This window comes from Litorilinea aerophila, from assembly GCF_006569185.2.
Classification (GTDB): domain Bacteria; phylum Chloroflexota; class Anaerolineae; order Caldilineales; family Caldilineaceae; genus Litorilinea; species Litorilinea aerophila.
This window is the reverse complement of the sequence record NZ_VIGC02000003.1, coordinates 171,685-183,859: the sequence shown is the minus strand read 5'-3', so window position 1 is coordinate 183,859 and position 12,175 is coordinate 171,685. Positions and strand designations below refer to the sequence as shown.

Annotated in this window: 9 protein-coding genes; 7 read left to right on the top strand and 2 right to left on the bottom strand. The window is 65.3% G+C overall.

Annotated elements, in window-relative coordinates:
- Position 1: 1 nt before the first annotated feature.
- Positions 2 to 862, bottom strand: coding sequence for a DegV family protein (locus FKZ61_RS03230; protein ID WP_141608631.1), 861 nt, complete (start codon positions 860 to 862; stop codon positions 2 to 4).
- A 356-nt stretch (positions 863 to 1,218) separates the two neighbouring features.
- Here FKZ61_RS03230 and rlmN point away from each other — a divergent pair, with 356 nt between their 5' ends.
- Positions 1,219 to 2,352: a 23S rRNA (adenine(2503)-C(2))-methyltransferase RlmN gene (gene rlmN / locus FKZ61_RS03225; protein ID WP_141608630.1), complete on the top strand. Its 1,134-nt coding sequence runs from the start codon at positions 1,219 to 1,221 to the stop codon at positions 2,350 to 2,352.
- Between the two features lie 193 nt (positions 2,353 to 2,545).
- Here rlmN and rpmB read toward each other — a convergent pair whose 3' ends face one another.
- Positions 2,546 to 2,725, bottom strand: a complete 180-nt coding sequence (rpmB, locus tag FKZ61_RS24410) for a 50S ribosomal protein L28 (protein WP_141608629.1) — start codon at positions 2,723 to 2,725, stop codon at positions 2,546 to 2,548.
- Between the two features lie 461 nt (positions 2,726 to 3,186).
- Here rpmB and FKZ61_RS03220 point away from each other — a divergent pair, with 461 nt between their 5' ends.
- From FKZ61_RS03220 to FKZ61_RS03195, 6 genes are all read left to right on the top strand, one after another.
- The gene (locus FKZ61_RS03220; RefSeq protein ID WP_141608628.1) at positions 3,187 to 5,172 is read left to right on the top strand and encodes an ABC transporter substrate-binding protein; all 1,986 of its coding nucleotides are present in this window, start codon (positions 3,187 to 3,189) and stop codon (positions 5,170 to 5,172) included.
- A 113-nt stretch (positions 5,173 to 5,285) separates the two neighbouring features.
- A complete protein-coding gene (locus tag FKZ61_RS03215) occupies positions 5,286 to 6,284 on the top strand; it encodes an ABC transporter permease (protein ID WP_141608627.1) in 999 nt (332 codons plus the stop codon).
- Positions 6,285 to 6,293: 9 nt separating this feature from the next.
- A complete protein-coding gene (locus FKZ61_RS03210) occupies positions 6,294 to 7,487 on the top strand; it encodes an ABC transporter permease (RefSeq protein WP_141608626.1) in 1,194 nt (397 codons plus the stop codon).
- Between the two features lie 89 nt (positions 7,488 to 7,576).
- Positions 7,577 to 8,653 carry an ABC transporter ATP-binding protein gene (locus tag FKZ61_RS03205; RefSeq protein ID WP_141608625.1) on the top strand — a complete coding sequence of 359 codons (1,077 nt, stop codon included), beginning with the start codon at positions 7,577 to 7,579 and terminating at the stop codon, positions 8,651 to 8,653.
- The gene (locus FKZ61_RS03200; protein ID WP_141608624.1) at positions 8,646 to 10,358 is read left to right on the top strand and encodes a hypothetical protein; all 1,713 of its coding nucleotides are present in this window, start codon (positions 8,646 to 8,648) and stop codon (positions 10,356 to 10,358) included. Before FKZ61_RS03205 ends, FKZ61_RS03200 begins: the two co-directional genes overlap by 8 nt.
- Positions 10,355 to 12,115: an SMP-30/gluconolactonase/LRE family protein gene (locus FKZ61_RS03195; RefSeq protein ID WP_141608623.1), complete on the top strand. Its 1,761-nt coding sequence runs from the start codon at positions 10,355 to 10,357 to the stop codon at positions 12,113 to 12,115. Before FKZ61_RS03200 ends, FKZ61_RS03195 begins: the two co-directional genes overlap by 4 nt.
- The last annotated feature ends 60 nt before the right edge of the window (positions 12,116 to 12,175 follow it).

Sequence of the window (12,175 nt, the reverse complement as noted above, 5' to 3'; positions counted from 1 at the left end):
GTCAGAAAGTCCCTTCGTAGACAATGACACCGATCATGTTGGGGCCCAGGTAGCTGGCCAGGCTGGGCGGGTAGGTGAGGCGGCTGATGGTCACCTTGGGCAGGAGCTCCTGCAGCCGCTCCAGCAGGGCCTCCTGGGGGGCTTCATAGTTGTGCTGGAGCACCCCCACCCGTTCCACGTGGGCAAATTCAGCCACGAACTCATACAGCTTGTCCACCACCTCCTCCCGGGTCTGGACCTTTTCCAGGGGGATGAGGCGGCCTTCCTCCATCATGAGCATGGCCTTGATGCCCAGCATGGTGCCCAGTACACTCTGGGAAGGGCCCAGTCGGGCGCTGCGCTCCAGGAAGTGGAGGCTCTCGGCGAAGATGGTGACGTAGAGGTGGGGGATGGCGCCGTTGACCACCCGGGCGATCTCATGGATGGAAGCGCCCGCTTCGGCGGCCCGGGCGGCCTGCTCCACCAGCAGCCCCAGGCCGAAGGAGGTGCTGAGGCTGTCGATCACCCGGATGGAATAGCGCCCTTTGAGCATCTCCGCGGCCCGGCGCGCCTGTTGCCACATGCCGCTGAGCGCGCTGCTCATGTGAAGGGAGACGATCTGCTCGCTCTCCCGGCCCAGGCGCTGATAGACGTCCAGGATGGTGTTGACATCGGCCGGATGGACGTCGGGCAGGCGGTTGGATCCCCGGGCCTGGGCTTCTTGCAGGCGGCGGAAGAGCTGGTCGGCGGTGAAGGAGCTGTCCTCTTCCACCAGGGCGCCCCCCACCTTGATCCGGTGTGGGATGACCTCAATCTGGTATTTTTCCAGGACATCCGGCGACAAATAGGCGTTGCTGTCCGTAACGATGCGTACTTTACCCATTGTGCTTTGACTTTTGGCTGGCAGGCGGGCCACCCGGCTCTGTAAACCGGCTGGCCAATTTTGGCAGATTTGGTGTTATGAAGGGTGCCGGCTCCCACACCGGCGCGGGGCGCAGCGTTCCCGGGAAGCTGCCCCAATCTTCTTTCTCCCTATCCTGAACAGGATACCCGTTTCCGCGGCTTTCGGCCAAATTTTCCCCGCCCTCAAATGATGGGCAGCCCTGTCCACGACGGGCGCAGCAAGCAGCGCCCCTACAGCGGCCGGCGTCCAAGGGGTAAACTCCGACGATTGTGAAATATACCCGGAAATATGCCCATGAGTTGACCGGAGCTGTGGGCCTGGGATACAATCAGGGCATGACCAACATTCCTTTGTACGGTACCACCCATCCAACCCAGACGGACGCAGCCCGGGAGCAGGCCCCAAAACGCTCCCTCCTGGAGCTGACCCAGGAGGAGCTGGCCGATTATGTCAAATCTCTGGGCCAGCCGGCCTACCGGGCCCGGCAGATCTGGGACTGGATCTACAAGCGCTATGCGGCAGACTTTGCCAGCATGACCAACCTGCCGGCCGCGCTGCGAACCCGGCTGGAGGCCGAGGCCACGGTCAGCCCGCTGACACCCATCGCGGAGGTGGTTTCCGCGGACGGGAACACCCAGAAGGTGCTCTTCCAACTGCCGGATGGGCAGAGCATCGAAGCGGTGCTCATGCTCTATGAGCGGCGGCGCACCCTCTGCATCAGCAGCCAGGCCGGCTGTGGCATGGGGTGCACCTTCTGCGCCACGGCCCAGGGCGGCCTGGCCCGCAACCTGACCGCCGGCGAGATCGTGGCCCAGGTGCTCTACTTTGCCCGCTACCTGGCCACCCCCCACGCTCCACCGGCCATGGAGGTGGAGCGGCCGACCCACGTGACCAACATCGTGCTCATGGGTATGGGGGAACCCATGCACAACTACAAAAACGTCTGGACGGCCCTGCGCCGCCTGACGGATCCCGAGGCCTTTGGCCTGGGCGCCCGGCACATCACCCTGAGCACCGTGGGGCTCATCCCCATGATTGACCGCATGGCGGAAGAGGGCCTTCAGATCGGCCTGGCCGTCAGCCTGCACGCGCCCAACGACGAGATCCGCAGTCAGCTAGTGCCCATCAACCGGCGCTACCCCGTGGCAGAGCTGCTGGCCGCGGTCCAGCGCTACATCGAGAAGACCCACCGGCGGGTTACCTTTGAGTATGCGCTCATGCGGGGCATCAACGATGCGCCGGAGCTGGCCCTGGAGCTGGCCCAGAAGCTGAAGCCGCTCCTGTGCCATGTCAACGTGATCCCGTTGAACCCCATTCCCGACAGCCCGTACCAGCCCACCAGCGATGCAGAGACCCGGCGCTTCGTACAAATCCTGAACGAAAATGGCGTGCCGGCTACGGTCCGCCTGCGCCGGGGGATCGAGATCAACGCGGGGTGCGGTCAGTTGCGCCGGGCCATGGCTGCCTGAGCAATGCCCTGAAACCACGACGGGGCGACTACGGAAACAACAAGCGGAACGGCAACCGCAACAACAAGCGGAACGACAAAGCGCCAACTTCCATGTGGGAGTTGGCGCTTATCGTTGCGGGGATCGCCAGGGAGGCGTACCCCATAGGATGGGCGACAGGGGCTGATGGGCCGCTCCGGTCGGACTGCCTGGATCAGGCCTTTTCCAGCGTCTTAATGCAAGAGGTGCAGAGCCGCTTTGAGACCAACCGGCCTGCTTCCAGCACCTTGACCTTCTGGATGTTGACGTTCCAGCGCCGACGGGTCGCCTTTTTGGACCACGGGCGGTTGTTCCCAAACTGGGGTCCCCGGCCACAATGTTCACACTTTGCCATGTTGACATCCTCCGGACTGACTCATTGGGTAGCCCAGGCCAGTGGCCTGCACCGTTCCATGGGTCGAAATAATGTCGCAACCTGCCTATCCTAACACGAAGGAGAACGGGTGTCAAAACAGGCGGCGGTGTAATGCCCGCCGAAAATGGCGGTTGACGTCACCCCATGGGTATGCTACAATACACCCAGGCCGTTAGTTCTACAGGCGAACAAAATAGCGGCGCAGCCAGGGCCAGCCCAGGATCGGCCACCACCGCCGACTGCAGGGCGACCCGGTATTCCCGTACTGCTGTCCGTTGCCCCCTCCGACGCCAGGCGGTCCCTCCCATAAACCTGGACCGCCGGACACAGCTCTTGTCATTCGATTGCCATTCACCGTTCGATTGCCATGGGTCGATTGCCATCGGCCATTCGCCATCTCTCTTTGGCTATTCAATCGCATGTCCATCAAAGGAGGTCCCATGCACTGGAACGCGTCTGCACGAACCCATCTGTTCCCGCTGCTGGCTACCCTGGTGTTGGCCGCGCTGCTGGCAGCCTGTGGCGGCCCCACTGCGCCGCCGCCTGCTGCGCCCTCGGCCAATGAACCGGCCCCCGCCCAGGAAGCATCCAGCAGCACCGAATCCGTGGCTACCGCCCCCGTGGACTCGGGCAACGAGGCCCCCATGTTGGCGGAAAAGGTGGCGGCCGGCGAGCTGCCCCCCCTGGAAGAGCGGCTCCCCGAGACGCCCCTGGTGGTGGAACCCCTGGAGCAGCCCGGCAAGTACGGCGGCATCTGGGACATGGCCGTGACCGGCCAGGCCGACGCCAACGGCGCCAGCGGCTACTCCATAGAACCGTGGGTCCTCTACGACGAGACCTGCACCGAGTGGCGCCCCAACCTGGCCGAGTCAGTGGAAGTCTCCGACGACGGCACCGAATTCACCTTCACCATCCGCAAGGGCCACAAGTGGTCCGACGGCGAGCCCTTCACCACCGAAGACATCATGTTCTGGTATGAGGACATCGCCATGAATCCCGAGCTGTCGCCGGCGCCGCCCACCATCATCATGGCCGGCGGCGAGCCCGCCGTCTTCGAGCGCATCGACGACCACACTTTCAAGGTGAAGTTCGCCCAGCCCAACGGCCTCTTCCTGCTCAACCTGGCCTACGTCTGGGGTGGGGACATCGGCAAGGCGCCGGCCCACTATCTGAAACAGTTCCACCCCAACTACGCGGACCCGGACGAGCTGCAGGCAAAAGTGGACGAGGCCGGCCTGGAATCCTGGGTACAGCTCATCCAGGACAAGATGGGCATCGCCATCAACCCGGACCTGCCGGTGCTGCGGGCCTGGAAGCTCACCGCCGCCGGGCCGCCCTGGATCTTTGAGCGCAACCCCTACTTCTACAAGATCGATCCCCAGGGCCGCCAGCTCCCCTACATCGACCAGATCCGCCTGCAGGCTGTGGAAGATCGCCAGATGGTCACCCTCAAGGCCATCGCCGGCGAACTGGACTACCAGAGCCGCAACATCAGCCTGAGCGACCTGCCCCTCTTCATGCAGAACCGGGAGCAGGGCGACTATCGGGTCATCAAGGCCATGGCCGAACATCCCATGGGCGTGACCATCTTCCCCAATCAGAACTACGTGGGGGACGACGAGTTCATCTACAGCCTCATCACCGACATCCGCTTCCGCAAGGCCCTGAACCTGGCCATCAACCGGGAAGAGCTCAACGAGCTGGTCTACCTGGGCGAGAATGCCCCCATCGAGGTGGCTTTCCCCAACCTCCAGGACGAGCCCGAGCTCTTCGAGGTCTACCGCTACGACCCAGAGGCAGCCAACCAACTGCTGGATGAAATCGGTCTGGAGAAGGATAGCAACGGCATGCGCCTGCGCCCGGATGGCGAGCCCATCGTCCTGAACGTGGATGTCTTCTCCGGCCAGACCTTCGTGGACGCGGTGGAGCTCATCGCCAGCTACTGGGAGGACATCGGCATCCAGGTCTCGCCCCAGGAGATCAGCTACGATCTCTGGTGGCCCCGGATCTTCTCCTTCGAATACCCCTTCACCGCCTACGTGAAGGACAGCATCGGCGGGCTGGCCCGATTCACCTACCTGCGCTCCTATGCCCCGGTCTCCAACAGCACCTACTGGGCGCCGGCCTGGGGAACCTGGTACAGCAGCGGCGGCACGGAAGGCGTGGAGCCGCCGGCCGACAGCCCCGCGCGCAAGGCCCAGCTCCTCTTCGACGAGGCCAAGGTCACCGTGGACTCGGCCCGTCAGATGGAGATCCTGGAGGAGATCGAGCGGCTAGACCTGGAGAACGTCTGGGAAATTTTGACGGTGGGGCCCGGCCCCAACATCAAGATCGTCAAGAACAACTTCCGCAACGTGCCCGAGGTCAACTACTGCGTGCTGCATGACTCGGACGCCTGGGCCGAACAGTACTACATCGACGAATAGCAGCAGGCGATAGCACAGCCTGCCCCAAGCCTGTGGGCTGGGCAGTGGACAGCCCTGTCCGCTGCCCAGCCCGCCCATCGATCGGCAGCGTGTGACTTTCACAGGACAACCCTATGCTCGGATTCATCATTCGGCGCATCCTGTATGTAATACCCACCTTGATCCTGATCTCCATCGTCTCCTACGCCATCATCGAGCTGCCCCCCGGCGACTACCTGAGCAGCTACATCGGTCAGCTGGAGCAGCAGGGGTCCCGGCTGAGCCAGTCCGAACTGGCCGCGCTCAAGGAGCGCTACGGCCTGGACCAGCCGGTCTACGTCCGCTACTGGAAGTGGATCACCCGCTTCGTGCGGGGGGATATGGGCGTCTCCTTCGACTGGAACCGCCCGGTCAAGGACCTGGTCATGGAGCGGATCGGGCTGACCGCCCTGATCTCCCTGCTGAGCACCCTCTTCATCTGGGCGGTGGCCATCCCCATCGGCATCTATTCGGCCACCCACCAGTACTCCATCGGCGACTACATCTTCACCTTCATCGGCTTCCTGGGCATCGGCATCCCGGACTTCCTGCTGGCCCTGGTGATCCTTTGGTGGGCCTGGAGCACCTTCGGCGTGAACCTGGGCGGGCTCTACGGCCCCGAGTACATCGGTGAACCGTGGACCTGGCCCAAGATCATGGAGGTGCTCAAGCGCATCTGGGTGCCCATGGTGATCATCGGCACCAGCGGCACCGCGGGCATGATCCGTACCATGCGGGCCAACCTGCTGGACGAACTCTACCAGCCCTACGTGGAGGCGGCCCGGGCCAGCGGCCTGTCCGAAACCCGGCTGGTGCTGAAGTACCCCACCCGCATCGCCATGAGCCCCTTCGTCAGCACCATCGGCTGGATGCTACCGGGTCTCATCTCCGGCACCACCATCGTGGCCATTGTGCTGAGCCTGCCCACCACGGGCCCCCTCCTGCTCAAGGCTCTGCTCTCCCAGGACATGTACCTGGCCGCGTCATTTGTAATGCTGCTGAGCGTGCTGACGGTCATTGGGACCCTGATCTCCGACATCCTGCTGGTCATCGTCGACCCCCGCATCCGCTTCGAAAGTGTGGAATCCCGCTAGAGGAGTGCCATGTCCTTGCTTGCCAGAATTGCCCGGCGCATCCAGGCCGAAAAAGAGAAGAGCGCCCTCTCCATCCCCGAGCAACAGCTGGAGGCCGGCGTCCCCGAAGAGCGGGTCTATGTGGCCTCCCAGCTGCAGCTCATGTGGTGGCGTTTTCGGAAGCACCGGCTGGCCATGGTGGGTACCACGGTCATCGCCATCTTCTACCTGCTGGCCATCTTCTGCGAGTTTCTGGCTCCCTACGACCCCAACGCCTTTGAGCGCCGCTACACCTTCGTGCCGCCCCAGTCCATCCATTTCTTCCACGAAGGGCAATTTCACCTTCGGCCTTTTATTTATGGGCTGAAGCGAACTCGGGACGCAGAAACCTACATCATCACCTATGAGCCGGACCTGGAAAAACGCTATCCCATCTACTTTTTTGTCAAGGGCGATCCCTACAAAATGTGGGGCCTTTTTGAGTCGGACCGCCACCTCTTTGGCCTGGACCCGGCGGCGGACACCGACGGGCTGCGCATCCATCTGATGGGCACCGACCGTCTGGGACGGGATATGTTCTCCCGGCTGCTCTACGGTTCCCGCATCTCCCTCTCCATCGGACTGATCGGCGTCTTCCTCAGCTTCGTCATCGGCATCCTCATGGGCGGCATCTCCGGCTATTTCGGCGGCGTCATCGACCTGCTGATCCAGCGCCTCATCGAGTTCCTGCGCTCCATTCCCACCATCCCCCTCTGGATGGCCCTGAGCGCGGCCCTCCCCCGGGACTGGAGCTCGGTGCAGCGCTACTTTGCCATCGTGGTGCTCCTCTCCCTCATCGGCTGGACAGGGCTGGCTCGAGTGGTGCGGGGACGCTTCCTGGCTGTGCGAGAGGAGGAGTACGTCATGGCGGCCAAGCTCATCAACGCCAGCGAGCTGCGGGTAATCCTGCGCCACATGTTGCCCTCCTTCATGAGCTACATCGTCGCCTCCCTCACCCTGGCCATCCCCGGCATGATCCTGGGCGAGACCAGCCTCTCCTTCCTGGGGCTGGGCCTGCGTCCCCCCACCATCAGCTGGGGGGTGCTGCTGCAGGAGGCCCAGAATCTGCAGACGGTGGCCCTGGCGCCCTGGCTGCTCTACCCCGCCTTCTTCGTGGTGGCGGCCATCCTCTCCTTCAATTTCATGGGCGATGGCCTGCGGGACGCCGCCGATCCGTACGCGTAAATTGGGATGCCCAGAGACCGGGAGCGTGGACACTGTGCCCCCTCCAGGCGTTCAAGCGCCCCCGGGCAGCAAAGAATTCAGGACTTTCCATGACCAACCACGACACACTGCTGGAAATCAACGACCTGCGGGTCTACTTTTATCTGGACGAAGGCACGGTCAAGGCCGTAGACGGGGTCAGCTTCACGGTCAAACGGGGCCAGACCCTCTGCGTCGTGGGCGAAAGTGGCTGCGGCAAGAGCGTGACCGCCCGGGCCATCCTGAACATCGTGCCCCGGCCCGGCAAGATCGTGGACGGAGAGATCCTGCTCCATCGTCAGAAGCCCGATGGACAGGTGGAGGTCATCGACCTGGCCGCGCTCAGCCCCACAGGCAGGGAGATCCGGGCCATCCGCGGGGCCGAGATCTCCATGGTCTTCCAGGAACCCATGACCTCCTTCTCACCGGTCCACACCATCGGCAGCCAGATCATGGAGGCCATCCTCCTGCACCAGGACGTGACCAAAGAACAGGCCCGGGAGAGCGCGGTGGACATGCTGCGGCGCTGCGGCCTGCCCCGCCCCGAGCACGTGGTGGACCAGTACCCCTGGGAGCTTTCCGGCGGCATGCGCCAGCGGGCCATGATCGCCCGGGCGTTGGTCTGTCGTCCCAGCCTCCTCATCGCCGATGAACCCACCACCGCGCTGGACGTCACCACCGAAACCCAGATCCTGGCCCTCATGCGGGAGCTCCAGCAGGAGCTGGGCATGGCCATCCTCTTCATCACCCACGACCTGGGCGTGGTGGCCGAGATGGCCGACGAGGTGATCGTCATGTACCTGGGCCAGGTGGTGGAGCGGGCCGATGTGGTCTCCATCTTCCGGGAGCCCAAACACCCCTACACCCAGGCCCTGCTGCGCTCCATCCCCAAGATCGACCGCCAGCGCCGCAAGCGGCTGGACACCATCGAGGGCATGGTGCCCGATCCCTACAACATCCCGCCCGGCTGCCCGTTCCACCCCCGCTGCACGGCCTTCATGCCCGGCCTCTGTGACCGGTTGGAGCCGCCCGTCTACGACACGGGCGACGGCCATCTGGCCCGCTGCCTGCTCTACGCGCCGGAATTGCCCGCCGCCTCCGATGCCGTTTCAACCGCCCTGCCCACAGAAAGGGAGCCCCATGGCTGAGAACGCACTGCGCCAGGAGATCCGCCGCCAGATCCTGCGCACCCTGGTGGAGGATGTGGAGATGAACCTGGCCCGCTTCGACCCGGCCACCGGCCGCTTCCTCACCGAAGGCGGCTGGGCCGTCACCAACCAGGACATCATCTACCCCCTGGCCCTCCTCTACCGGACCCAGGACCCGGACAACTCCTACGCCCAGGACGGGCGCATCCTGGAGTACGTGCTGCGGGGCGGCGACGCCCTGCGGGACTTCCAGTACCCCGACGGCCAGGTGGAATTTGTCAAGGTGGACGGCTCCACCTGGGGCCCCATCTACATGCCCTGGTCCATGTACCACTGGCTGGAGACGTACGCACTCCTGGAGGAGGAGCTGGATCCGGACCGCCGGCAGCGCTGGGCCGAGGGCCTCACCCTGGCCTACGACGGCATCACCGCCAACCTGGCCAATGGACGAGTCCACAACATCCCCACCTGGAACGCCATGGCCAGCTATCGGGCTGGCCAGATCTTCGGCCGCCCCGAGTGGCAGGAAGCCGGCCGGCGGATGATGCAACGGGTGGTGGAAGCCCAGACGCCCCAGGGCTACTGGCGGGAGCACCATGGCCCCACCACCCTCTACAACACGGTCTACGTCCATGCCCTGGGCCTCTACTACTTCTTCTCCCAGGACGACACGGTGCTGCCGGCCCTGGCCCGGGCCACCGATTTCCACATCCGCTACACCTATCCCGACGGCCGGCTCATGGAGACCATCGACGGCCGGGTCAAGTACCACGACCAGGTCAACGTGCGGGGTCTCTCCGCCTTCAGCCTCTTTCCCCAGGGGCGCCGCTATGCCCGTTTCCTGGTGGAAAACTGGCTAGCCCAGCGGGCCGCCCATCCCCTGCCCCACCTCACCTACAACCTGACAGCCCAAGGCCCCAAGATCGCAGGCGGCGACTTCGGCCTGAGCCCCCTGGTGGCGCCGGTGCTGCACCACTTCGCCGACGGCCCCGAGGCGCCCATCCCCCAGGATCAGGAGCGCTACCACATCCACGACCCGGAGCACGCCATCATCCGCCGCCAGGACGGCTGGCTCTATTGCCTGAGCGGCATTGTGACCCCGCCGGTGGAGACCCGCTGGGGGCAGGATCGCCAGCAATTTTTGAGCGTCTGGCATCAGACAGCCGGCCTGGTCATCGGCGGCGGTAACGCCAAGGATCAGCCCGAATTCAGCACCTTTGTGGTAGGGGAAGGCGTGGTAGGAGAAGGCCCGGACCGGCTCTACCTGCCCACTGGGGCCACCCTCCAGCCCGGTGCGGAGGCAGACGGCGTGGTCCTGGCCTACGGCGAACATGTCTGCGCCCTGCAGGTCGCCATCGAAGACGGGCAGGGAGTGCGCCTGACCCTCTCCGGCCCCGAGGACGCGCCGGCCTGGGGACAGCTTGCCTTCAAGCTCCGCCCTGGCCAGCCGCTGCAGACTGGCAACGGCGAAAACAGATCGGTCACGGACGCGGCCTGGAGCTACACAGCCGGGGAGAATGACTGGATCGCCCACGGCCCATGGCGGCTGGAGCTACCGGCTGGCGCAACCGTCCGCTGGCCGGTCCATCCCTTCAACCCCTACGCGGCCGACGGCGCAGGTCCCCTGGAAGAGGCAGCCGCCATCGTGACTGTCCCCCTGGACCGGGGGCCGGCCACCCTGCGCCTGGAGCCCATCGAGCCATGAGCTATCAACGGGTCAGCCAACCCTGTCGCAACTTCAACATCCTGGGCAGCACCACCGTCCAGGATCCCCGGGATAGACGGGAGAAGGTGGTCCTCTCCAACTTCGCCGCCGGCGCCACCGGCAACCTGATCCTGGTGGATCCCGAGAGCGGCCAGGGGGAGTCCCTGCCCCTGCCCGGTGACGAGGGCGCCTGGGCCGTCCTCAACTGGCAAAATGAGCGACTGCTGGTGGGCACCTGCCCCCGCTTTGGCTACCTCCACAGCCTGGACCTGCGCACCCGCACCTGGGCCGAGCCCCTGCGGGACGAGCACGAGACCTACATCTGGAACCTGTGCCAGGGCTCCGACGGCCTGATCTACGGCGGCACCTACCCCGGCTGCGTCCTCCTGCGCTACGACCCGGCGGCCCATCGTCTGGAAAACCTGGGGCGGATGTCCGACAACCCGGACAACCTCTACAGCCGCATGGTCTACGCCATCCCCGGCCACATCCTGGTCACCTGTGGCATGGCGGAGATGCACCTGGCCCTCTGGGAGATCGCCACGGGGAAGGTACGACGGTTCGGCCGGCCCGGCGCCCAGGTGCGGGCCATCACCGACCGTTTCCTCTGCACCGAAAGCGAAGGCGAGCTGGCCTTCTACCATCTGGAGAACCTGGCACCCATGGCCGGGGACGCCAGCCTGCTGCCGGCGGAAAGTCCGCCACCCTACGGAGGCACCCGTCACCGCATCCCCCTGGCGGATGGGCGCATCTTTGCCGTGCGGGGCCAGGAGTACTACGTGATGGCGCCCGGGGAAGTGCGCCCACAGCTGCGCCCCATCCCCACGCCCCGGCCACCCACCCGCATCATGACCCTGGTGGCCGACGAGCAGGGGCGCCTCTGGGGCTCCTCCAGCTTCGGCCAGACCATCTTTTGCTACAACCCCACCAGCGGAGAGACCTGGAACTCCCAGGTGGTCTGTGACCAGGGGGGCGAAGTCTACGGCATGGCATGGCGGAACGGGCGGCTCTTCCTGTCGGCCTATGCCGGCGGCGACCATGTGGTCTACGACCCCGGCCGGCCCTGGAACCAGGTGGACAACGAGAATCCCCGCACCCTGCCCCGGGAGCCGGCCGGACCAGAGCCGCTCCTCATCCGGCCCGAGGCCCGGAGCGTCATCGGCCCGGACGGACATTTCTGGACAGGCTGGATGGCCCGCTACGGCGTCTACGGCGGCGGCCTTACCCGGGTGGATACCGCGACCCTGGCGGTGACCGCCTGGGTGGACCCGGTGCCGGGCCAGGCGGTGGTGGGCCTGGCGGCGGATGAGCGCTTCCTCTACTTCACCACCGGCGGCGAGGGCAATGGCCTTCCGCCCAAGACGGAGCCTTTTCACTTCGTGGTGTGGGATCCTCAGGGGGAGATCGTCTGGCAGCACACCTTTCCCGCGGGGCGCCGCCCCCGGGAGGTGGCCGCGGCGGGCGGCCGGGTCTGGGTGGCCGTGGACCGGGAGCTGTGGGGTTTCGACCCGGCCCGGTGGGCCTGGGAGGCCGTCTATCCCCGGGCTGCGGCCTGCCATCACCTGTTGGCCACGCCCGACGGGCAACGGCTCCTGATCTTCGACGAAGAGGGGCTCTGGTCCCTGGATGTGGCGTCGGGCGCCCAGCGGCAGGTGAGCCAACTGCCAGGCCCGGTGCGGGCCGCGACCTTCACCCCGGACGGGACCCTCTACTTCGCCCACGGCCCGGCGTTGTATCGGCTGCGCCCGGCTCTGTGAGGGCTGGCGGCTCAGGGTTTTATCACCGCTGAGGCGCAGAGGGCCCAGGAGAGAATGGCC